Origin of the sequence: Mesorhizobium sp. B2-7-2 (genome assembly GCF_006440775.1) — a bacterium.
Lineage (GTDB): Bacteria > Pseudomonadota > Alphaproteobacteria > Rhizobiales > Rhizobiaceae > Mesorhizobium.
Window position 1 is genome coordinate 1 of the sequence record NZ_VFTZ01000022.1, and the last position, 21276, is coordinate 21276.

General features: G+C 63.5%; 21 protein-coding genes and 1 pseudogene. 8 read left to right on the forward strand and 14 right to left on the reverse strand.

Going from position 1 to position 21276, the window contains the following annotated elements; genetic code table 11:
- Positions 1-80: 80 nt before the first annotated feature.
- The 6 genes from FJ425_RS24545 to FJ425_RS24570 all read right to left on the reverse strand — a co-directional run bounded on the left by FJ425_RS24545 (position 81) and on the right by FJ425_RS24570 (position 6765).
- On the reverse strand, positions 81-410 hold the full coding sequence (locus tag FJ425_RS24545) for a DUF2934 domain-containing protein (RefSeq protein WP_140541736.1): 330 nt from the start codon (positions 408-410) through the stop codon (positions 81-83).
- 115 nt (positions 411-525) lie between these two features.
- Entirely contained in the window at positions 526-1635 is a 1110-nt protein-coding gene (locus tag FJ425_RS24550; protein ID WP_140631953.1) for a mandelate racemase/muconate lactonizing enzyme family protein, read from the reverse strand.
- 55 nt (positions 1636-1690) lie between these two features.
- Entirely contained in the window at positions 1691-4129 is a 2439-nt protein-coding gene (locus tag FJ425_RS24555) for an FAD-dependent oxidoreductase (RefSeq protein ID WP_140631951.1), read from the reverse strand.
- Positions 4130-4276: 147 nt separating this feature from the next.
- Entirely contained in the window at positions 4277-5275 is a 999-nt protein-coding gene (locus FJ425_RS24560) for a L,D-transpeptidase (protein WP_140631948.1), read from the reverse strand.
- A 310-nt stretch (positions 5276-5585) separates the two neighbouring features.
- On the reverse strand, positions 5586-5813 hold the full coding sequence (locus tag FJ425_RS24565) for a hypothetical protein (protein WP_140631945.1): 228 nt from the start codon (positions 5811-5813) through the stop codon (positions 5586-5588).
- Between the two features lie 64 nt (positions 5814-5877).
- Positions 5878-6765, reverse strand: coding sequence for a transcriptional regulator GcvA (locus FJ425_RS24570; protein ID WP_140631942.1), 888 nt, complete (start codon positions 6763-6765; stop codon positions 5878-5880).
- A 135-nt stretch (positions 6766-6900) separates the two neighbouring features.
- Between FJ425_RS24570 and FJ425_RS24575 the strand changes: the two genes are divergently transcribed.
- The 3 genes from FJ425_RS24575 to FJ425_RS24585 all read left to right on the forward strand — a co-directional run bounded on the left by FJ425_RS24575 (position 6901) and on the right by FJ425_RS24585 (position 8642).
- Complete coding sequence (locus FJ425_RS24575) at positions 6901-7362, forward strand: VOC family protein (RefSeq protein WP_140631939.1); 462 nt, start codon at positions 6901-6903, stop codon at positions 7360-7362.
- A 37-nt stretch (positions 7363-7399) separates the two neighbouring features.
- A complete protein-coding gene (locus FJ425_RS24580; RefSeq protein WP_140631937.1) occupies positions 7400-8146 on the forward strand; it encodes an SDR family oxidoreductase in 747 nt (248 codons plus the stop codon).
- A 130-nt stretch (positions 8147-8276) separates the two neighbouring features.
- Entirely contained in the window at positions 8277-8642 is a 366-nt protein-coding gene (locus tag FJ425_RS24585) for a hypothetical protein (RefSeq protein WP_140541729.1), read from the forward strand.
- 58 nt (positions 8643-8700) lie between these two features.
- On the opposite strand, the gene FJ425_RS24590 is transcribed toward FJ425_RS24585, so the two are convergent.
- On the reverse strand, positions 8701-9432 hold the full coding sequence (locus FJ425_RS24590; RefSeq protein ID WP_140631931.1) for a GntR family transcriptional regulator: 732 nt from the start codon (positions 9430-9432) through the stop codon (positions 8701-8703).
- 185 nt (positions 9433-9617) lie between these two features.
- On the opposite strand from FJ425_RS24590, the gene FJ425_RS24595 reads away from it, so the two are divergent.
- On the forward strand, positions 9618-10631 hold the full coding sequence (locus tag FJ425_RS24595; protein ID WP_140726663.1) for an SIS domain-containing protein: 1014 nt from the start codon (positions 9618-9620) through the stop codon (positions 10629-10631).
- Between the two features lie 40 nt (positions 10632-10671).
- Positions 10672-11484 carry a PfkB family carbohydrate kinase gene (locus FJ425_RS24600; RefSeq protein ID WP_140726665.1) on the forward strand — a complete coding sequence of 271 codons (813 nt, stop codon included), beginning with the start codon at positions 10672-10674 and terminating at the stop codon, positions 11482-11484.
- A 3-nt stretch (positions 11485-11487) separates the two neighbouring features.
- Here FJ425_RS24600 and FJ425_RS24605 read toward each other — a convergent pair whose 3' ends face one another.
- The 7 genes from FJ425_RS24605 to FJ425_RS24635 form a co-directional block, all read right to left on the reverse strand.
- Complete coding sequence (locus FJ425_RS24605) at positions 11488-12459, reverse strand: amino acid ABC transporter permease (protein WP_140726668.1); 972 nt, start codon at positions 12457-12459, stop codon at positions 11488-11490.
- A 19-nt stretch (positions 12460-12478) separates the two neighbouring features.
- Positions 12479-13759: an FAD-binding oxidoreductase gene (locus FJ425_RS24610; protein ID WP_140726671.1), complete on the reverse strand. Its 1281-nt coding sequence runs from the start codon at positions 13757-13759 to the stop codon at positions 12479-12481.
- Positions 13760-13810: 51 nt separating this feature from the next.
- A complete protein-coding gene (locus tag FJ425_RS24615) occupies positions 13811-14638 on the reverse strand; it encodes a transporter substrate-binding domain-containing protein (RefSeq protein ID WP_140726674.1) in 828 nt (275 codons plus the stop codon).
- Positions 14639-15202: 564 nt separating this feature from the next.
- Entirely contained in the window at positions 15203-16018 is an 816-nt protein-coding gene (locus FJ425_RS24620; protein ID WP_140631914.1) for an oxidoreductase, read from the reverse strand.
- A gap of 61 nt (positions 16019-16079) precedes the next feature.
- Positions 16080-17375 carry a beta-ketoacyl-ACP synthase II gene (gene fabF, locus FJ425_RS24625; RefSeq protein WP_140631911.1) on the reverse strand — a complete coding sequence of 432 codons (1296 nt, stop codon included), beginning with the start codon at positions 17373-17375 and terminating at the stop codon, positions 16080-16082.
- A gap of 38 nt (positions 17376-17413) precedes the next feature.
- Positions 17414-17992 (reverse strand): TetR/AcrR family transcriptional regulator, encoded by a 579-nt coding sequence (locus tag FJ425_RS24630; protein WP_140631908.1) that lies wholly within the window; start codon positions 17990-17992, stop codon positions 17414-17416.
- A gap of 126 nt (positions 17993-18118) precedes the next feature.
- A complete protein-coding gene (locus FJ425_RS24635; protein WP_140631905.1) occupies positions 18119-19012 on the reverse strand; it encodes a LysR family transcriptional regulator in 894 nt (297 codons plus the stop codon).
- 177 nt (positions 19013-19189) lie between these two features.
- On the opposite strand from FJ425_RS24635, the gene FJ425_RS24640 reads away from it, so the two are divergent.
- From FJ425_RS24640 to FJ425_RS24645, 3 genes and pseudogenes are all read left to right on the forward strand, one after another.
- Positions 19190-20389, forward strand: coding sequence for an MFS transporter (locus FJ425_RS24640; protein ID WP_140632075.1), 1200 nt, complete (start codon positions 19190-19192; stop codon positions 20387-20389).
- A 29-nt stretch (positions 20390-20418) separates the two neighbouring features.
- Positions 20419-20849 (forward strand): annotated as a pseudogene (locus tag FJ425_RS31705) (cyclophilin-like fold protein).
- 19 nt (positions 20850-20868) lie between these two features.
- Positions 20869-21264 carry a cupin domain-containing protein gene (locus FJ425_RS24645; RefSeq protein ID WP_140631902.1) on the forward strand — a complete coding sequence of 132 codons (396 nt, stop codon included), beginning with the start codon at positions 20869-20871 and terminating at the stop codon, positions 21262-21264.
- Positions 21265-21276 lie beyond the last annotated feature (12 nt).

Here is a 21276-nt window from a genome sequence, read left to right on the forward strand (position 1 = left end):
GGCGTTTTCGGCCAATCTCCAACGCGTGCCACCTGCCAACGCAAACAGAGCCGACCGGTCAAAATCTCAGTGCAGTGCCACTAATCGACACCGCGCTTGCGTGCCTGCAGATCGCGCGCCGCTTGCTCGATCGCAGCGCGGTCGTTGCCCAGCCTGTCGAGCAGCTCTTGCGCCTCGTCGCCCGAAATGCCGGTGCGCATGGCAAGCGCCTCCACCGTCAGCACATCGGCGCTGTCGATCTCGCGCGTTTCTGGCAGCGCATCGCCTGCCGTCAGCGGCAGGGCGGCCTCGCGGTCGATCTCCATCTCCGCCTGATGCCAGTGCCGTTCATGATTGCCCAGGATGCCGCCCTCGCGCTGAAAGATCTCATAGGCACGCTGCCTGATCTTTTCGGTCCGATCGTCGTCCATCGCCGTTCCTCCTTGCGTGTCACAAGAACGCAGGACAGGGCGGAACGATCCGCGTCGTTCACGAAGTGATCGCCGGCACAATTTCGGCCTCCACCGCGCAGATTTGCGCCTAGTGTTACCGTCCGTATATCGCCACCGCTTTGCCGAACATGCCGGGCTCCGGCTTCACGCCCAGCCCCGGCCCCTGCGGCACGGCGATGTGCCCTTGCTTGATGATCACCGGCTGCTTCTGGTCGAAATGCCCCTTGATGTATTCCTGGGCGATCCAGGCGCCCTCCATGCGGCGCGGCTCGACGGTCGCGGCCAGATGCACACAGGCCGCCGCGATGATGTCGCCGCCCCAGGCGTCGTCGCAACTGTGCGGCAGCGAGCGGATGGCGCAAAGGTCGCGCACGGTCGTCATCTTCGTCAGGCCACCCAGACGTGTCACTTTGAAGCCGAAGCCATCGGCGATGCCCAGCGAGATCGCCCGCAGCACAGCGTTCTGATCCTCGGTGCTTTCGTCGAGATAAACCGGATGTGTCATGCGGCCTTTCAGCGTCGCGATCTCGTCCATCGTGTTGCAGGGCTGCTCGAAGACGAAGGGAATTTGCTGGCAGAGCCGGTCAAGATGGATCGCTGCGGCCACCGTCAGGCCCCGGTTGCCGTCGACCGCTAGCCGAGCCTTGTAGCCGACCGCTTCCCAGACCTTGTGGACGACGGCGACGTCTTCTTCGAGATTGCGCCCGCCGATCTTCACCTGCAGGCGCGGGTAACCGGCGCTCACCTTGTCGGCGGCGATCCTCGCCGTCTCCTCCGGCGGGCCGACGATCAGCGAATAATAGGCCGGCACGCGGTCGGTCAGCGCGCCGCCCAGCAGCGTCGAGACCGGCACGCCGAGTTTTTGGCCGAGCAGGTCGAGGAACGCTATGTCGAAAGCGGCCTTGGCATAACCGTGGCCGTTGAGCCGCTCGTCCATCTGCTTGGCCAGAAGTCTGATCGAGGCGATCTCCGAACCGATCAGCCCCGGGGCGATTTCGGCGATCGCGGCGCGGGCGCCCAGCGCATGATGCGGCTGGTAGACCGGGCCGATCGGACAGGTCTCGCCCCATCCGGCAAAACCGTCATCGGTAACGATCTCGACCAGCGTCGAGTCCAGCGCCTCCACATCGGCGCTGGCCATGCGGTAGACGCCGCCTTTGACCGGCAATTGCGCCGAATAGACGTTGATCCGATCGATACGCATACGGGCTTCCCTCCGAAGGACACGTCGGCAACGGGGCCTTTGCAGGCCCTGCCTATTACATCCGCGCCCTGGCCGAGGTCGGATCGTAAGGCGAATCCGCGATCACCTCGGCGACCTTCCAGTCGCCCAGGATCGCGACGTCGAGCTTGGTGCCGGGTTTCGAAAACCGCTCGGGCAGCAGCGCCAGCGCCACGTCATGCCCGAGCGCGTAGCCGTAGCCGCCCGACGTGATGCGCCCGATCAGCGCGCCGTCGCTGTAGAGTCCTTCATTGGCAAGCGTGCTGGCGCCGTCGGTGTCGATCCTGAGCGTCACGGATCGGCGCTGGTCGTTGCGCTCCTTGTATTTCAGAACCGCGTCACGGCCGACGAAGTCGCCCTTGTCGAGGCGGATGAAGCGCTCCAGCCCGCTCTCCAGCGCGTTGAGCTCCGGGTTCATGTCGCGATGCATGGCGCGATAGGATTTCTCGAGCCTGAGCGACTCCAGCGCGTGCAGCCCGACCAGCCGCATGCCGTGCTTCTCGCCTTCCTTGAGGATCGCGTCGAGCAATCGCCGCTGGTAGGGCAGGGGGTGATAGAGTTCCCAGCCGAGCTCGCCCTCATAGTTCACCCGCAGCAGCCGCACGTCGCTTGCCAAGGCGACGCTGCCGGTCTTGACGCCGAACCACGGAAAATTTTCGTTGGAAAGGTCGATCTCGGTCAGCGGCTGCAGCACCTCGCGCGCCTTGGGTCCGACGACGGTAAAGCAGCCGCGGTCGTTGGTGACGTTCTTCAAGAATACGCTGCCGTCGGCGGGAAGCAGTTTGGAAAGATCGTCGAAGTTCCAGCGTTCGGCGCGCGGCGTCGAGATCAGGTAGAACAGGTCCTCGCCAAGCCGCGCCGCCATATATTCCGCCTGCACGCCGCCGGTTGCGGTCAGCTGATGCGCCAGCGTCACCTTGCCGACGGCCGGCAGGCGGTTGGCGATGATCCGGTCCAGCCAGGCGGCCGCGCTGGGACCTGACACCTCGAACTTGGTCATCGGCGTCATCTCGACCAACCCGACGGCGTTGCGTACCGCCTGCACTTCCTCGCCGACGAGGTTTCCCTTGGGCGTCCAGCGCCAGCTATATTGGTCCTTGGCCTTGACTCCGTCGCGCGCGAACCAGTTGGGCATCTCCCAGCCATTGAGCACGCCCCAAACCGCTCCCAGTTCCGTCAGCCGGTCATAGGAGGGCGCGGTCTTCTGCGGCCGCGCGGCGGGCATGTCCTGTCCCGGGTATTTCTGCTCGGCATGCGTGCCCCACGCCTCTCGCACCTTCTCGCGCGTCCATTCCTTGTTGGCGTAGTCGCCGAAGCGGCGCGGGTCGAGGTCGGATGTGTCGATACTGTTGCCGCCTTCGACGATCCGCTCCGACAAATAGTAGCCGATCGTGCCACCCCACAAGATGCCGCCCGGCACGCCTTCGGCCAGCCAGACGTTGGGCAGGCCCCAGGCCTGCCCCATCAAGGGCAGCTCGTCCGGCGTCATCTGGAACGGGCCACGCACATTGGCCTTGATGCCGACGCGCCCGAGCGCAGGCACCAGCTGCAGCGCCTGCTCCCAGTTCCACGACACCGCCTCGAAATCCTCTTCCAGCAGGTCGGCGCCGAACCAGTCGGGAACGCCGTCCTCGGCGAACAGCTTCAGGTTTTCGGTGCGCTCATAGGGACCGAACATCAGCCCGTCGCCTTCCTCGCGTAGATAGCCCTCGAAACCTTCGTCGCGCAGGATCGGCATTTCGGGCCGGCCAGCGCGCTTGCGCTCCACCACTTCCGGCACCGCTTCGGTGATCCAGTACTGGTGCAGGATGGGGATCGCCGGGATCTCCAAGCCAAGCAGCGCGCCGGTCTGGCGCGCGTAATTGCCGGTGGCGCAAATCACATGCTCGCAGGTGATGTCGCCCTGGTTGGTCTCGACCAGCCATTCGCCGGAAGCGGTCCGCTTGAAGCCTGTGACCTCGGTGTTGAGATAGACTTTTGCGCCGAGATCCCGCGCGCCCTTGGCCATGGCATGCGTCACGTCGGCCGGCGCGATATGGCCGTCATCGGGATGGTAGAGCGCGCCCAGCATGTCCTTGTTGTCGAGCAGCGGCCAGAGCTTGCGCGCCTCGTCGGGGGTAAGCAATTGCGCCCGCATACCCTGCACCTCGGCGACGCTCATATAGCTCTTGAACTCGTCGAGCCGGTCTCTCGAATTGGCGATGCGCAACTGTCCGCATTTGTGCCAGCCGACCGGCTGCCCGGTCTCCGCTTCGAGGCCCTCATAGATTTCGATCGTCTTTTTGATCATCCGCCCAACATTGATGTTGCGGGAATAGGACGGAATCAGCCCCGCCGCATGCCAGGTCGAGCCGGCTGTAAGCTGCGTGCGCTCGAGCAGCGCGACATCCGTCCAGCCGCGCTTGGCCAGGCCATAAAGAATACCCGCGCCGACGCATCCGCCGCCGACGATCACCACCCGCGCATGTGCTTGCATCGAACCACCAAATCCGGACCATTCTCCAAACCGCGCCGTCGAAGCTACAGGCGAGGCAAGGCGGTGTAACGTTCTGAAAAACTGAGGATGACGATAAATTGGGCTTATGCAGCGGTGCGGCTCGGCGGATCGCGACCTGCCGGCATCTCACTGCACTTGCCCGTCCTGCGCCGTCTCGTCCTTGAAGTCGACTTTGGTGCCCGGCTTGACCATGGCGGCGAGGTCCTCGGCGTCCCAGTTGGTCAGCCGGATGCAGCCATGCGAGAAGGTGGTGCCGATCTTGCCTGGGTCAGGCGTGCCGTGAATGCCGTAGCTCTCGATCGAGAGATCGATCCACACCGATCCGACCGGATTGTTCGGCCCCTTGGCGATGGTGAAGGGCCGCTTGCTCTTGACGCCCTTGAAGCCGAATTTCGGATTGTAGCGATAGGTCGGATTGTGCACCACGCGCTTGACCTCGGCCATGCCGCTCGGCGCCGGCTTTTCCTCACTGCCGATCGAGGCAGGATAGACCGCGAGCGCTTTGCCCGAAGCATCGAGCGCGCGCACCTGGCGGGCGCCCTTGTCGACCTCGACGCTCGCGACGGCCGCGGGAGGATCGCCACGGCCGACATCGGGCACCACCAACGTGGTGTCGGCCTTCCTGAAACCGGCTTTGGGATTGAGCAGCCTCAGCAACTGTTCGCTGACATGGAAGCGCTCCGCCAGTTTTTCCCGCGCGCTGCGATAGCCGAGCCGCTTCAGATGCGCCATCCGCTCCATGCGGGCGGGGATGCGCCTGGTGAACGGCCCGCGCACATCCTTGGCCGTGACCTCGTAGTTTATCAGCACCGGCCCGGCGAAAGTCGCCGCGAGCTTGTCCCAGGTCTCGCGGGTGAGCTTGCCGTCGGAGGGCAGTCCGTTGGCCGCCTGGAAGGCCGCGACGGCCTTGGAGAAATTGTCGGAAAGGCGACCGTCGATCAGGCCGGGGGAGAAGCGGGCGCGATCGAGAAGGATCTGCGCTCTGAGCACCATCGGATCGACGCCCTTCGGCTCGCCCTCGCTGAATTGCGCCTGGTTGACAGCGGCGAGGTCGAGCTTGGCTGCCAGCGTCCCGCCGCACGCGAGCGCCAGCGCCAATCCAGCGATAACAAGCAGCCTGATCATCGACGTCACTCCAGGATCGCGGCAAGAGCCTGTCTCTATGACGCGGCACGGCCGATGTGGTTCCTGTCGCGAGGAGCCGCACGAAGATCATCACGAGGGTGCGCTTTCTCCCATATACGTTTGAATTTTAAGCTGGAAACCAGTTCCCATGAACGCAGAGAACTGGCATTATGGTATCAGGGCCTGCGCATTTTCTTATTCCATGGCTCCTCGTCCTGGTAACCGGCGGCTCCCCAACACCCCCCGCCCATGCCGTCGGTTGCCCTGTTGGGCGCGTCTGAGCCCGAACGGCTGCGTCAGCAGCGGCTAATTATCGGCTGGAATTAAGCTTCTGGATACGGCCCTTATCCAGCCGGAACACGCCGTCCGTGCCGCCCTGGAGCTCGAAATCGGTTTGAAGCTCATCCCATGAGCCGAGATATTTACCGCACTCGGCGCAATGGATCGCCGTTTCGGGTTGAGCATCGGCCGGAATTTGCAAACGGATGGTGCCGCAAAACGGGCATTCCAATTTGTGGTCCAGATACTCGCCAGTCATGGTTGCGCAGCATCGCGCAATCGGCGCGTCTTCGCAAGGCTGGGGATTTCGGCAAGCCTTTGCTTCAGCCCGGCTCGATCTCGGAAAACAGCCAATCGCGAAACGCCTTCACCTTGCGCTGGCGGATCGCTTCCGGCGGGTAGACCAGATAGAAACTGGAGACCGCCTTCAGCGCATGGTCGAAGGGCCGGACCAACCTGCCGGTGGCGAGGTCGGCCGAGACGAGCATGGTCCGGCCGAGCACCACGCCTTCGCCCTGCACGGCCGATTCCACCGCGAAAGTGGCTGAATCGAAAGTGAGCCCGCTGTTCGGGTCGACGCCTTCGACGCCGGCGCTGGCCAGCCACGCGGCCCAGTCGATGCGGTATCCGTCGCGGATCAGCGTGTGGTGCTTGAGGTCCTGCGGGTGCTTGAGCGGATACGGCCCTTCCAGAAGCTTCGGGCTGCAGACCGGAAAGACTTCCTCGCCGGTGAGAAATTCCGACGTCAGCCCGTGATAGTGGCCGGCGCCGTAGCGGATGGCGACGTCGATGCCGTCGCCGCGGAAATTGGTCAGTCGCCCGGTGGTCGAGACGCGCACGTCGATATCGCTATGCGCGCGATGAAAGCGGTAGAGCCTCGGCACCAGCCATTTTCCGGCGAAGCCGTCCGAGGTGCTGACGTTGAGCGTCGAGCCGGAATGACGCGAGGTCGCGGTTTGCGTCGCCAGCGCGAGCTGGTCGAGCGCCTCGCGCACGGCAACCGCATAGGGCTCCCCGACGGGGGTGAGCCGCACTGAGCGCGTTGCCCGCTCGAAGAGCTGCACACCAAGCTGGTCCTCGAGATGCTTCACCGCGCGGCTGATCGCGCCATGGGTGAGGTTGAGCTCGTCGGCGGCCCGCGAAAAATTCAAATGCCGTGCAGCGGCCTCGAAGGCCGGCAAGGCGTTGAGCGGCGGCAGTCTGCGGGCCATGACGACAAAGCCATTTGTGAGTTATGGTAACAAATACTTGCCAAATTTTGGTTTGTCCGTCGAGCCTTTTCCAATCAAAAATCCTCACAGAATTTGTGATCAATACTCACTCAAGATCAAACCTGCGAGGACATCATGGCGACCGTTCATCCCTTCCTCTGGTTCAACCTCGATGCCGAAGCCGCGCGAGATTTCTATCTCTCGGTCTTCAGCAACAGCCGCGCGCTGCGGACCATCGAGTTCACCGACAAGCCGCATGCGATCTTCGATTTCGAGCTCGAAGGCCAGCGCTTTACCGCGCTCAACGCCGGCGGAGTGCCGCCCTTCAATGAGCGGATTTCGCTCTACATCGAAACCAAGGACCAGGCCGAAACCGATTATTTTTGGAACGCGCTGACCGCCGGCGGCGGCTCGGAGCAGCCCTGCGGCTGGCTGAAGGACAAGTTTGGCGTCTATTGGCAGGTCATTCCCGAACCGGCGCTGCGCCTGATGGACGACCCCGACCGCGCCAAGGCCGACCGGGCGCGTCAGGCGATGTATTCGATGAAGAAGATCATCCTCGCCGATATCGAAGCAGCCCACGCCGGCCGCGCCTGATTTTGAACCCATCATTGGAAGGACGGAGAAGACCCCCATGACCAGTCTCCCCATGACATCGCTCAATGGAAAGAAGATCATTGTCGTCGGCGGCAGCTCCGGCATCGGTTTCGGCGTCGCGGCAGCGGCGCTTGAAAGCGGCGCGGAGGTGGTGATCGCCGGCCGTTCGGCCGAAAAGCTGAAGGCCGCCGAAAAGCGGCTCGGCGGGGCAGGGCGCGTGACGGGCATCGCCGCCGACATGGCCAATGAGGCCGAGGTGTCCGGCTTGTTCGAGCAGGCCGGCGCTTTCGATCATCTGGTGGCGACGGCCGGCACGCCGCCGCCCAATCATCCGATCGGCGAGACCGATATGGATTTCGTGCGCCGATTTGTCGACGGCAAGCTGATCGGCGCGGTGATGCTAGCCAAGCACGCCGTGCGCACGCTGAACAAGGCTGGCTCGATGATCTTCACCTCCGGCATCAACAAGGACCGCCCGCCGGTCCCCGGCGGCTCGGTCGTTTCGGCGGTCGCCGGCTCCTTCACCTATTTCGCCCGGGCGCTGGCGCTGGAACTTGCGCCAACCCGCGTCAACATCGTCTCGCCTGGTTGGGTGGACACCGAAATGTGGGACGAGATCGTCGGCACCGCCAAATCAGGCTATTTCGAGCAGATGGGCGCCCGACTGCCGGCTGGAAAGATCGCCAGGCCCGCCGATATCGCGCCGGCCTATCTCTATCTCATGCAGAACGAGTTCATGACCGGCGAGACCATCCACATCGACGGCGGACAGCGGCTGGTGTGAGCGGTAGAGCCGGACCTTGATTGGAAGGTTCCGGCTTCACCTATTGCCACCCAAAAGGCCGGGCGCCGCCTTCCACACTTTCGCCGGCCAATGGCGTTTCCAGCGGAACGCTAATATAGATGATGCTCGAATGAGCAGCGCCTCCGCACCGTCGAGGAACGCCATGCGAAGGGTCATCGTCACAGCCATGTGGATTGTCGCCGCGACAGGCGCCGATGCTCATGACTGGTACGAAAACAAGGTCGACCCGGTAACCAACTTCAAATGTTGCGGCGGCACGGATTGCCGCCCCATCCCCGAGTCTGCCGTGCAATCCGGGGCCGACGGCGGCTATGTCTATCTTCCCGATGGCTTCAACATCCCGCGAGACCGCGTGCAGGAATCGCCGGACGGCCGATACCATATCTGCGAGAACCATTACGTCATAACCAACCAGCCCTATCTGCGCTGCTTCTTCGCGCCGCGGCTCAAGGTCTCCCGACTGCTCCCGCGCTAGTCACGGCCCGCGATATCTGCATGGCACCTGACACTGGTCATCGCCACCATTTGAGCTTTCACTTTCGTGCGAAGCTGAAGGTGAAATGGCTGCCGCGGTGATAGACGGCGGCATGGACGACCGGGGTTCCGGTCCCATCGAAACAGGTTTCCGTAATGAGCAGGGCTGGCCCGAAGTCGCGTAAGTCGTTGCGCTGCACGATTTCGTCGGGCAGCGTTACGGCTGCAACGGAGGCGGCCGACATACGCGGCTGATGGCGGTGCTTTTCCAGCAGGGCGAGCAGCGAGCCGCTCCATTCGATGTCGAAAAGGCGCCCCGGCAAAAGGCTGCGTGGTACGTAGTCGAGCGAATAAATGAGGGGCAGATCATTGTGCAGCCGCAGCCGTTCAAGCCGGATGACGCGCTCTCCGTCCGCTAACCGCAATTGCTGCTGGATCAATGGATCGGGCGTTTCCTCGTTGATGGAAAGAACCTTGTTGACGGTGTTGTAGCCATAGTGGCGCGACATGTCGGTCACGCTTTCGAACACCGTGATTGGACGGTCGACCTGGACGGCGGAGTTCGCGGTCACAAAGCGGCCGAGACCATGAGTGACGGAGATGATGCCGTCCTGTTCGAGAAGCTTCAGCGCTTCGCGCAGGGCAGGGCGCGAGATGCGGAAGCGCTGCGTCAGCTGGGATTCCGTTGGCAGCCGGTCGCCGGGCTTGAGCCCTTCGGTCCTGATGAGGTCGGCCATGCGGTCGCGCAGCTGAACCGCCAATGTGCGCGCGTCCCGAAGCGGCTCGTCCAAGTCCCTCTTCCCCATTGTGCCAACTCTCCTTTTGTTGTCGGACAATCGCGCTCAGGTCAAGCGGAGGCATGCCGTGGCGATCGCATGTCGTATAGGCAACGTATGGGAACCTATCCGCAAAATTTCTCTTGAAATGCGCTCCCACAGATGTCAGTTGTCTTACAACTGAATTGATCGAGGGAACGATGCTCAATTTCGATGAAGCCCGGTTTATGCGCATCCAATCGGGGGCGGTGGCCTTGCGCGAGCGCATTGAGGCCGTTGTGGCGCAGTGCCTCGCCGCCGAGGCGCAAAACATCTTCTTTCTCGGCACCGGCGGTGCAGCGATCCTGATGCATCCGGCGGCGCAATTGCTGCAGCGCCGATCTGGCTTTCCGGCCTTCGTCGACATCACCGCCGAGCTGCAGCTTGTCCAATCCGTGCACCTGACCGACAAATCGATCGTCGTGTTGCCCTCGCTCTCCGGCACCACGAAGGAAAGCGTGGCACTGCTGTCCCGGATCAAGGACGTCGGGGCGACGGTGATCACGCTGGTCGGACATGAGGAGACGCCGCTCGGCAAGGGCGGGGACCATGTCTTCGTCAACTTCGCCGAGGACGACACGTCCTGCGAGTCCTTCTATCTCCAGTCGCTCTTCATCGCGCTTGCAGCGCTGAAGCATCGCGGCGAGCTCGCCGAATCCGAACGGATTTTCGCCGAACTGGAGCAGTTGCCGCGACTGTTGCTGGAGGTGAAGCAGAGCTATGAACAGGAAGCCGCCGGCTTCGCGCAAAAACTGGCCGCCACCGACTATCACATCATAACCGGCGCCGGGAATGTCTGGCCGCAGGCCTGGTATTACGGCATGTGCATCCTGGAGGAGATGCAGTGGATCCGGACCCGCCCCGTGCATGCTTCAGACTTTTTCCATGGCACCCTGGAGCTGGTAGACAAAGATGTCAGCGTGGTGCTCCTCAAGGGCGAGGACAGCGCGCGGCCGCTGGCCGATCGCGTCGAGAAATTCACCCCTACCTATACGGACAAGTTGACGGTGCTCGACACCGCCGATTTTGAATTGCCCGGCATTTCGCCGGATGTGCGCGCGCTGGTTTCGCCGATAGTGCTCGCGACCGCCCTCGAACGGGTCAGCGCGCATCTCGAGGTGATCCGTAACCACCCGCTGACGACGCGCCGCTACTATAAGCGCGTTGCCTATTGAGCTTAGCTCTCGGCGTCAGCTTGATCGTGCAGCGCAGGATATGAGCAGCCTTCGATTTGCCGCCGTCGGTGACAACTGCATCGACCGCCTCGGAGCGCCGATCGGCCGCTCGCTGGTCGGCGGCAACGCGCTCAACGTTGCCGTCCAGCTCGCGTGGCTTGGCCATAACAGCTTCTATTTCGGCGCGGTCGGCCGCGACGCCGAGGGCGAACGCACCCGCGCTGTGCTCGAAGCCAATCGGGTGGCGGTCAAGCACCTGCGCGTAGACCAGCGCAACACCGCCTGGACCGACATCAAAGTCTTGCCGTCGGGCGAGCGTTTGATTGCCGCCGAGGATTTCGGCGCCTGCGCCGGTTATGCGCCGAACCAGGCCGAACTGGCGATCCTGGGGACGATGGATCACGTCCATATGGGCTGGCTGGATGACGGCGGCGCTTTACGCAGGCGCCTGTCGCGGGCAGGCGTCAGCGTCTCGCAGGATATCTCGGTCAACGCCGATCCCGCCGATCTCGGTGTGGCGGGTCTGAGCATAGTTTTCTGCTCGACCGGCCAACATCGCGACGCGGCCGAAGCGATGGCCGCGGATCTCCTGTCGCGCGGCGCAGGCTGCGCCGTCGTCATGCGCGGTGCCGAGGGGTCGATGGCGCTGACGGCCCACGAGCGCGCCCAGACCGGCATCCGCCCGGTCCAAGTCGTCGACACGACCGGCGCCGGCGACAGTTTCATCGCCGGTTTCCTGCATGCGTGGCTGGCGAGAAAGCCGCTCTTGCGATGCCTCGAAAGCGGCCGCGATCATGCCGCTGTGGCCTGCTGCCATCTCGGCGGCTTTCCCCAGGAGGGGATGCCCCATTGAAGCTCAGCGTTTGAGCGAGCGGCCGAACCGTTCCTCGATACGGGACTGCAGGAATTCGAGCCCCATGGACAAAATCCAATAGATCATCGAGGCGGTGATCAGCATCTCGATATGCCGGAACTCGGTCTGGCCCTGCGTGCGCGCCAGATACATGATCTCCCAGACCCCGACCACCGAGACCAGGGAGGAATCCTTCAGCATCGCGATGAACTGATTGCCCGTCGGCGGCACGATGACGCGCATCGCCTGCGGCAGGATCACCAGGAACATCGTCTGGTTGGGGCTGAGCCCAAGTGCGGTAGCTCCCTCCGTCTGGCCGCGCGGAATGCTTTCGATGCCGGCCCGGAAAATCTCGGTCATATAGGCGCCGTAGCAAAGCGACAGCGCCATGATCCCGGCGGGCACGGCCCCGATCACATAACCGACCTGCGGCAGGCCGAGATAGATGATGTAGATCTGCATCAGCAGCGGCAAACCGCGAAACAGCGAGGTGTAGAACGTGGCCAGGCCATAGACGATGCCGTTCTTGGAGAGCTTGGCTATGGCGCCGATGAAGGCAATGACCGTCGCGATGGCGATCGAAATGGCGGAGATGTAGAGCGTGGTCACCACGCCCTGCGAGATCAGGAAACCGATCTTCCGGGCGATGAAAGAAAAGGACAGGTCAAAGGAATAGAAGAACAGCATCAGCAGCACGAACAGCTCGATCCATACCGCCACGATCTGCTGCTTGCGCCCGAGTTGCTGCAGCGCCTTCCAGTTGGCGGCCACGATCAGCGCGATCAGCACCGCCGAGACGGCTCGCGCCACCACGGGATTGGCCGCAAGCCATTCGATCGAGCTCGGGATCAGCTTGCCGATCCAGTCTGCCTTGATGCCGAGACCGTAGAGGCCCGCGGCGAAAGCGGCGAGCGCCAGGCACACGCCGATGCGGCGCGTGGCGTCCGGATAGTTGAGCAGCAGTCTGCCGATCACCTGTCGATATCCCTTCTGGTTAGCGGGGGCGTTCGCGCCACCAATCTTGCGCCTGCAGCTTCCAATAGGTGAGTTGCGCCGCGGCAAGCCCCGCCGGTCCGCCTGCCCAGGCCAGTCCGAACGGCGTGAACAGAAGGTGGCGGTCCGATTGGCCGAGTACCGCCTCGGCGACCACCTTGCCGGCTATGGCCGTCGTGTTGATGCCGTGCCCGCCAAACGCGGTGAGATACCAGGCGCCTGGCTGCAACTGCCCGATCTGGGGCATCAGGTGGCGGGCGTAGGCCATCAGCCCCGACCAAGCGAGTTCGGTCTTGAGCGCAGCGAGCTGAGGGTAGGTTCCAACCATCTCCCGGCGCAATTCCCTGGCCAGCGCCGTCGGTGAAGCGGCCCGCGTAGTGATGCGCCCGCCCCAGAGCAGCCGCTTTCCATCCTCCACGACGCGGTAGTAGTCGCCGGCCCGGCGGTTGTCGCCGACGGCATCCGTCGTCGCGATAGCGCCGGCGATGAGATCGGCGGCTTCCTCGCTCAGCATCACATAGGTCGCGATGGGCAACATGGCCTGCTTCAGCCGACCGACCAGCGGTCCTGTATAGCCGCCGGTGGCAAACACCGCTTGCCGCGCGCGTACTTCGCCGATTGCGGTGCGTAGGGTCTTGTGCGGGCCATCGAGTTTAGCCTCGATCGCGCTGGAGCCCTCGTGAATCCTGCCGCCCAGCCGCTCGATCTCCGCCCCGATGGCGCGCAGATAGTTCAGCGGATGCATGTGGAAGGCGTTGCCATCGCGTAGGCCTTGGTAGTAGCGCTCGGAACGCAGCACAGCGCGCACCTGGTCGCGCTCGAGATATTCGAGCGGATAGTCAAAATCCCGCGCCAGTTTCTCTGCATGAGCCTTCAGTTCGGCGCCGCCGTCATGGCGTAGCACGCCCATGATTCCGGGGCGGGGCTTCGCTGCCGTGATGTCGAGATCCTTGATCGTCTGCCGCACGAAATCGACGCCTTCGATCGACAGCCGATGCAGCTCTCGTGCCGCCGCCGCGCCGGCCATCGCGGCGATCTTGTCGCTGCCGGTCGCGAAGCCGGGGCTGACGAAGCCGCCGTTGCGGCCCGAGGCGCCGAAGCCGATGCTCTCGGCTTCGAGCAGCACGACCTGCTGCCCGGCGCGCGCCAGCTGCAGCGCCGTCGTCAGACCGGCCAGTCCGCCGCCGACAATGACCGTGTCGCATTCGGCCGGACCCGCGAGCGGTGGTCTGACCTTCTCGTCGGCAAGTGTACGGCGATAATAGGTATCGGGATAAGTCATGATAGGTTCTGACGGAAGCAGGCGGCCTTGAGGGGCCGCCCGCGATGAGCGTCAATCGGCGCTGTAATTCTTGCCGTACCACTTGGTGGTCAGCGTGGCGAGGGTGCCGTCTTTCTTCAACTGGTCGATGATGCCGCCGATCTTGGTGGTCCACTCGGCATCGCCCTTGTCGGCGATCACCACCAGCGGCTCGCGGAAGGCGTAGTCGCCCTCGACGATGCGCAGCGGATAACCGTTCTTGATGGCGTTTTGAGCGGTCTGCTCGGGCGCGATGACCGCGTCGAGCCGCACGCCGTCCCCAAGTCTCAGATCGTCGAAGGGCAGCATGGAATCGGCGAAAGTCCGGATTTCGCCAGGCTGCAGCTTGTATTCGATTGGCGGAAGGCCGGGAGCGTCGATCTCCAATTGGCGGCGGATGAAATCTTCCGAAGTGGTGGCGGTCTCGACGCCGATCACCTTGCCGTTCAGATCATTCACCGATTTTGCCTTGCTGTCCTTGTGGACCACATAGACATAAGGGCTGTAATAATAGATGCCGGCGAAATCGATCACCCTGGCCCGGGCCTTGGTCGGCGTCACCGAGCCGACGCCAAGATCATAGCGGCCCTGCCAGTGGCCGCCGGTCATAGTCGCCCAATCGGGCGTCTCGAAGCTGACTTCGACGCCGAGGCGCTTGGCGATCTCTTTCGAGACGTCGATGTCGAAGCCGACCAACTGGTTGCTCTCGTCGAGAAAGCTCTGCGGTGGCCAGCCGCTGTTGGTCGCGACCACCATGGCCTTCTTGGTTGTGACGCGATCCAGGGTTTCTCCCGCCCACGCTGCCGACGCAAATGCGAGCGCGCCGGCAGCCAGCGCGAAACAAGCGATAAATCTCCTCACGAAACCTCCCTCTCGTATGTAAGATGTCTGACAACGCAACTTGTCCGTAAGCGGGAGGGTGAGTCAAGCGTCTTTATCGGGCGATCGTCGAGTTTGGCCTGCGATGCGCGTTCCCGGCGTTGGCCGAATCGGCATTGGTCGAATTTCCTGGACTTCTATGCGATCGGCCGCGGCAGCCGGCAGTTGCGAATTCGCGGATCAATCGGGCCCGCCACCAGTTCTCGGCGCTGGCTGCTGGTTACCGGCCCGTTGTGCGCGCCCAATCCATGCTGAAGGTGTTGCTCATTTTATGGCAGGCGCGGGCGCTCGGATGCGCAGCCAGTATCCGGGCGAGCAAAGTTGACCCATATGCCCGCATCCGCAAATGAACATTGAAATCTTGGGCTTCGGAAGAAGCCGCACCACGCCTCTATTCACGATTTCGTTTCCCCCAGAGATTCTAATCAACCTTTTTTCTTCCGGGGATTGCAATAGAGAACGCTTATATGCGGTCAGTGACGAACAGCTAATTGCTGCCGGCGCTTTGATCTGGAGGCAGGGTGGCTGGGGTGAAAGGCTCCGTTGTCAGGCCGGCAGCCCGAGCTGCTTTCGCAGGCTCTTGTCGAATGCGGATGCGGGGACGAAACGGCGCAGGAAACTGACTTGGCGCGCTGTCTTTCCCGCCGCATAGCGCCGCTTCGGAGCGGGATCGGTCGCAGCCGCCAAAACGGTGTTGGCCACCACTTCGGGTGTATCGCCTTTTTCCATTGCCTTCCGCACGGCTGTGGTCATGCCGGCGCGCGCGGCGTCATAGACATCGAGCACCTGGTCCGGCCTGGCCAGATTGTCTTCGAACAAAGTCCGGGTATAGGCCGGCTCGACCAATGCGACGCGAATTCCGAACGGCCGCACTTCGTGATCAAGCGATTCGGAATAGCCCTCAACGGCATGTTTGGTCGACGAATAAAGCGCGAAATAGGGGGCGGGGATGAACCCCTGCACTGAGCTCAAGTTGACGATCCTGCCTTTTCCTTGACGTCGCATGATCGGCAGCACCGCGTTGATCATCCGGATGACACCGAAGACGTTCACGTCGAACAGAGCCTGGGCCTGTGCAGTCGAGGATTCCTCCGCGCCGCCGAGCAGGCCGATGCCGGCATTGTTGACCAGCACGTCAATGCGCCCGGCATCGGCCAGCACCTCATCGACCAGCTTCGCCACGGACGCGTCATCGGTCACGTCGCAGGTCAGCATGGTAATGCCGTCGGTTTTCTTGGAGACCGCGCGACGGCTCGTTCCGAACACGCGAAAGCCGGCGCTCTGCAGGGCCTTGGCCGTTGCGTGCCCGATGCCGCTGGATGCCCCTGTGACGATGGCGACGCCAGGATTGGTCCTATTCATGGAGATCACTTTCTTTGGGTTGGACTGGAAAAGCAGGAAAGGCTGGAGCAAAGAGCGTCAATCACGAGCGGCTCGACCCGTTCACGCCATGTCCGTCCCAGCGCCGGAACAGCGCGCTGGCGTTGACGCCGCCGAAGCCGAAGCCGTTGGCGATCGCGTAGTCCATCTCCATCGGCCGGGCCCGGTTTGCGACGAAGTCTATTCCGTCGCCGGCCGGATCGGGGGCGCTCAAATTGAGGGTCGGCGGCGCCATTTGGTCCCTCAGCGCCAGGATGGTGAAGATGGCGCCAATTCCGCCGGCGGCTCCGAGCAGGTGTCCGGTCGCCGACTTCGTTCCGCTGACGGCTATGGAGAAATCCGTGCCGAAGACGGTTTTGATCGCTTCGATTTCTCCCAGATCGCCCACCGGCGTGGAGGTCGCGTGCGCATTGAGATGGCGGATCTCGCGCGCTGAAATGCAGGCCTGGGCGATCGCGATTTCCATGGCGCGGCGCGCGCCATCCCCATCCTCGGGACCGGACGTGACGTGATGGGCATCCGCCGTCGTGCCGTAGCCGACGACCTCGGCGAGCGGTTTCGCGCCGCGCGCCAGCGCATGGCTCAATTCCTCGATGACCAGGATGCCGGCGCCTTCGCCCATGACGAAACCATCCCGCGTCATGTCGAACGGACGCGAGGCCTGATCGGGACGGTGATTGAAGGAGGTTGAAAGCGAGCGCGCCGCCGCGAAGCCGCCCAGGCTGACGACGTTCATGCAGGCTTCCGTGCCGCCGCACACGGCGATGTCGGCTTCATCGGCGCGGATGATGCGCGCCGCATCGCCGATCGCCTGGATACCGGCGGCGCACGCCGTTACCGGCGCGCCGATGTGGCCCTTGAAGCCGTAACGGATCGTGACGTGGCCGGCGGCGAGGTTCACCAGGAAAGACGGAACCGTGAACGGCGAAAGACGCCGAACGCCGCGCTGGTCGACGGTCCGCACCGCCTCGGTTATGGCGGGGAACCCTCCGATACCTGAAGCAATGATCGTCGCGGTGCGAAGCCGATCCTTTTCCGAGGCCGGCTGCCACCCCGCCTGGGCAAGCGCCTCTTCCGCCGCCGCCAGCGCGAAAAGGATGAAGCGATCGATCTTGCGCTGATCCTTCGGCGCCAGGAAGGCATTCGCATCGAGGCCGGCTTCGGGATCCTCCTCCAGGGAAAGAACCGTTCCGCCGATCTTTGTCGGCAGGGCTTCCACCATGTCCTCAGGAAGCCTTCGGATGCCTGAGCGGCCGGCCAGGAGACGCGACCACGACGTCTCGGTATTCGCGGCAAGGGGCGTGACCGCGCCCATGCCCGTGACAACAATCCGTCGCATCTATTCTCCTATCGATCTGAGTGGCCAGCCCGCGCCGGTCAGACGCTGACGGTGTCGCGAACCTGTTCGGCCGCTGCATCCAGAAAGGCCTGCGCGAGGTCGGGATCATTGACGATGCGCGAGAGAACCACCGCACCGACCATCGTCGAGAGGACGGCCATGGCTTTTTCACCGGTCTCCTCGATCTCAGTCCTGGCAATCATCCTACCGAGCACTTCAAGGTATGCTTTGATGCCGACTTCGAACGACGCTTTCACCTCGGTCCCCTGTCGGGCCGCATCCGACCCGAGCGCCGCGACCGGGCAGCCGTCCATCCTTTCCTCGCGATGGCCCATGCTGAGGTAGAACTCGATCACCGCCCCAAGCGGATCGCCGGGATTCGCCGCAGTCGCCGCCGTCCATCTGTCGGCAGCGCTCTCCATCGCACGCCTGGAAGCTTGCGCCGCAAGGTCCTCCTTTGATGCGAACTGCTTGTAGAAAGCGCCTTGCGTCAGCCCGGCGCCCTTCATCAGGTCCTTAAGGCCGATACCGTCAAAGCCGTGCTCCCGAAAAAGCCGGCTTGCGACATCGATCACGGTTTGCCGGTTCTGCTCAGCCTGAATGCGGCTCACGCGCATCGTCGATCTCCATTTAGATTACGTACGACATCTATACTTCAGTTAGAAGCCGAACGCAATCTATCAATGGGTGGCGCCCCACGTGGCGGTTTGCTGCGGGCTGAATGTGGCTGCGGCAGGCTTAGATCAGCCTCGATGCCGAAGCGCCGCGACGATCACCGCCATCGCCGGCGAGAGCTGGCGCCGGCTTGGGTAGTAGAGGTGGTAGCCCGGGAAGGGCAGGCTCCAATCGTCGAGCACGAGTCTCAGCCGGCCCTCGGCTACATGCTGGCTAACGAGGTCTTCCGGGACATAGGCTATGCCGTATCCGTTCAGCGCGGCATCGACCATGGGGATGGTCGTGTTGAAGGTAAGTTGGCCCTCCACCCGGACCCTGAGCTCGCGGCCCTTTTTCTCGAACTCCCAGGCATAGAGCCCGCCGAACGTCGTCTGCCGCAGGCAGATGCAGTCATGCGTGACCAGGTCCTGCGGTGTCCTCGGGGTGGGGCGGCGCGAAAAATAATCCGGCGAAGCGACGGCTACCAGCCGCCAGTCGGGGCCGATGCGCACCGCGATCATGTCCTTGTCGACGCTCTCGCCGAGCCGCACGCCGGCGTCGAAGCGCTCCTCGACGATGTTGCGCATGCCGTTGTCGCTGTAGAGCTCGACGCGCATGTCGGGATAGTCGCGCAGCATCGGCTGCAGCCTCGGCCAGACGATCATCCGCAGCGCATGGTCGGACAGCGTGATGCGCACCGTGCCCGCGGGCCTGTCGCGGAAAGCCACCAGGCTCGAAAGATCGGCCTCGATGCCTTCGAACCGCGGGACGAGCGACTGGTAGAGCCGCTCGCCCGCTTCCGTCGGCGCCACGCTGCGGGTCGTGCGGGTGAGCAACCGAACGCCGAGCCGTGCCTCCAATTGCTTGATGGTATGGCTGAGCGTCGATTGCGACGTGCCTAGCTCGGCCGCCGCCCTGGTGAAGCTGCGCTCCCTGGCCACCGTCAGGAACCACAGCAAATCCTTCAGATCCTCGCGCTGCATGGGCACCATCCTGGCTCAGCCGCTCGCTCAAGCCGCGGCGGTTCAAGGCCACCATTCGTCAATTCATATCAACAATGGATAAGTCCATGCAGATTGCAACGGCTAATCCGGATAGTGCCGGTGATTTATATAGCCGCCAGCGAAATGACTGGAGGGCTCGACGACGAGCCGCGGCACATGGATACGACCTACGACAGCCAATTGGCGAAAGCCCAACTGGTGAAAGAGCCGAGCGCCTGGGGAGCGGTGGCGTGTCTGTCTCTGCTCACCTTCGTGCTGGTGGCCGCGGAGTTCATGCCGGTCAGCCTGCTCACCCCTATCGCCAATGAGCTCGCCATCTCCGCGGGGCAGGCCGGCCAGGCGATCTCCGTCTCCGGCTTCTTCGCGATCCTCACCAGCCTGTTCGGCAATGCGCTGCTGTCGCGGCTGGACCGGCGGACCGTCATTATCCTCTACACGGCCGTCCTCGTGGTATCCGGCCTGGCGGTCACCTTTGCACCAAACTATCTCGTCCTCATGCTCGGCCGGGCTCTGATCGGCGTTTCGATCGGCGGCTTCTGGTCTCTATCGACCGCCATCCTGGCGCGCATCGTGCCTGGCGCCGACCTGCCCAGGGCGATCGCCATGCTGCAGGGCGGAACGGCCTTCGCCTCGGTGATCGCTGCGCCGCTCGGAAGCTTTCTCGGCGGCCTGATCGGCTGGCGCGGCGCCTTCTTCGTCGTCGTCCCGATCGGCCTCGTCGCGATCGTCTGGCAGCTTGCCATCCTGCCCAGGTTGCCCGCCGATGAGCAGGCGTCGGTCGGCAAAATGTTTGGCCTGCTCGGCAATCGTGTGTTCGCCATAGGCATGGCCGCCACCACGCTCGCCTTCATGGGGCAGTTTGCGCTTGCTACCTATCTGCGCCCGTTCCTCGAAGGCGTCACCGGCCTCGACGTTAACACGTTGTCGATGGTCCTGCTCGGGCTGGGACTTGCGGGCCTGGTCGGCACGTCGCTCGTCGGCTTCGTTCTTCGCACGCATCTCGGCGCGGTGCTGATCGGCCTGCCGACGGTCCTGGCGATCATTGCGCTTTCGTTGATCGCACTCGGCCCGTTCGCTATCGCGACCGCGTCCCTACTGGTCGTCTGGGGCCTGTTCACCACGCCGATCCCCGTCGCCTGGAATACCTGGATGGCCAAAATGATCCCCAACGATCTCGAAGCGGGCGGAGGGCTGCAGGTCGCGCTGATCCAGTTCGCCATCACCTTCGGCGCGTTCGCCGGCGGACTGCTGTTCGACAGCGCCGGTTGGTGGAGCCCCTTCGCGCTCGGCGCATTCCTTCTTCTCGGCTCGGCGCTGTTGGCCATCGCGGCGACGAAAAGCGGGGGTCACTATTGACGAAGCGACGACCGATCAGCCGACGAACGCTGCTTTATGCCGCGCTTGCAACCATTGTCCCGCCGGGAGCGGCCAACAGCCGACAGGGCAGGGACCCGGCCAACCAGCAGCCGACCGGTATGCGGATCAGGATGGCCTTCGACGGCCGCGCCATGTCGGCCACGCTCTACGACAACCCTTCGGCGCGGGATTTCTTTTCCATGCTGCCGCTCCATCTCATCGTCAGCGACTACGCCCACAACGAGAAGATCGCTTATCTGCCGCGCAAGCTGACCGAGGAGGGCAGCGGTCCGTTCGGCAACGAGCAGCCTTACGACCTCAGCTACTTCATGCCCTGGGGCAATCTGGCGATGTTTTACGCCGATTATCGCCATCCCGGGCTGATCAGGCTCGCTTCGACGAGGGCGAGCAGGCGCTGCATGTGCGCGGCGAGTTCCCGCTTCACATAGAACGCATCTGACGACGCAAAGGAGATCACCATGAACATTCTTCGCGCAGGCTCTCGGCCTTCCGGCAAGGGCCCCTCCGACTGGTTCACCGGCGCGGTGCGGATCGATCCGCTCTTCAATCCCTTCGATGCCGCCCGGGTGCAGGGCGCGCAGGTGACTTTTGAGCCCGGCGCCCGCACCGCCTGGCACACGCATCCACTGGGGCAGACGCTGATCGTCGTCTCCGGCCTCGGCCGCGTGCAGCGCGAGGGCGGTCCGATCGAGGAGGTCCGACCGGGCGACGTCATCTGGTTCGCGCGCGGCGAGAAGCACTGGCACGGCGCATCCCCCGAAACCGCCATGACCCACATTGCCCTCCAGGAGGTCAAGGACGGCAAGGTCGTGGATTGGCTGGAACATGTCAGCGACGCCGATTACGGCGCCTGACCCGATCGACGA

What these genes read in the sequence shown, in the direction of transcription:
- FJ425_RS24545 (WP_140541736.1), bottom strand. Translation starts at nt 410, where the DNA reads ATGGACGACGATCGGACCGAAAAGATCAGGCAGCGTGCCTATGAGATC.
- FJ425_RS24550 (WP_140631953.1), bottom strand. Translation starts at nt 1,635, where the DNA reads ATGCGTATCGATCGGATCAACGTCTATTCGGCGCAATTGCCGGTCAAA.
- FJ425_RS24555 (WP_140631951.1), bottom strand. Translation starts at nt 4,129, where the DNA reads ATGCAAGCACATGCGCGGGTGGTGATCGTCGGCGGCGGATGCGTCGGC.
- FJ425_RS24560 (WP_140631948.1), bottom strand. Translation starts at nt 5,275, where the DNA reads ATGATCAGGCTGCTTGTTATCGCTGGATTGGCGCTGGCGCTCGCGTGC.
- FJ425_RS24565 (WP_140631945.1), bottom strand. Translation starts at nt 5,813, where the DNA reads ATGACTGGCGAGTATCTGGACCACAAATTGGAATGCCCGTTTTGCGGC.
- FJ425_RS24570 (WP_140631942.1), bottom strand. Translation starts at nt 6,765, where the DNA reads ATGGCCCGCAGACTGCCGCCGCTCAACGCCTTGCCGGCCTTCGAGGCC.
- FJ425_RS24575 (WP_140631939.1), top strand. Translation starts at nt 6,901, where the DNA reads ATGGCGACCGTTCATCCCTTCCTCTGGTTCAACCTCGATGCCGAAGCC.
- FJ425_RS24580 (WP_140631937.1), top strand. Translation starts at nt 7,400, where the DNA reads ATGACCAGTCTCCCCATGACATCGCTCAATGGAAAGAAGATCATTGTC.
- FJ425_RS24585 (WP_140541729.1), top strand. Translation starts at nt 8,277, where the DNA reads ATGAGCAGCGCCTCCGCACCGTCGAGGAACGCCATGCGAAGGGTCATC.
- FJ425_RS24595 (WP_140726663.1), top strand. Translation starts at nt 9,618, where the DNA reads ATGCTCAATTTCGATGAAGCCCGGTTTATGCGCATCCAATCGGGGGCG.
- FJ425_RS24600 (WP_140726665.1), top strand. Translation starts at nt 10,672, where the DNA reads ATGAGCAGCCTTCGATTTGCCGCCGTCGGTGACAACTGCATCGACCGC.
- FJ425_RS24610 (WP_140726671.1), bottom strand. Translation starts at nt 13,759, where the DNA reads ATGACTTATCCCGATACCTATTATCGCCGTACACTTGCCGACGAGAAG.
- FJ425_RS24620 (WP_140631914.1), bottom strand. Translation starts at nt 16,018, where the DNA reads ATGAATAGGACCAATCCTGGCGTCGCCATCGTCACAGGGGCATCCAGC.
- fabF (WP_140631911.1), bottom strand. Translation starts at nt 17,375, where the DNA reads ATGCGACGGATTGTTGTCACGGGCATGGGCGCGGTCACGCCCCTTGCC.
- FJ425_RS24630 (WP_140631908.1), bottom strand. Translation starts at nt 17,992, where the DNA reads ATGCGCGTGAGCCGCATTCAGGCTGAGCAGAACCGGCAAACCGTGATC.
- FJ425_RS24635 (WP_140631905.1), bottom strand. Translation starts at nt 19,012, where the DNA reads ATGCAGCGCGAGGATCTGAAGGATTTGCTGTGGTTCCTGACGGTGGCC.
- FJ425_RS24640 (WP_140632075.1), top strand. Translation starts at nt 19,190, where the DNA reads ATGGATACGACCTACGACAGCCAATTGGCGAAAGCCCAACTGGTGAAA.
- FJ425_RS24645 (WP_140631902.1), top strand. Translation starts at nt 20,869, where the DNA reads ATGAACATTCTTCGCGCAGGCTCTCGGCCTTCCGGCAAGGGCCCCTCC.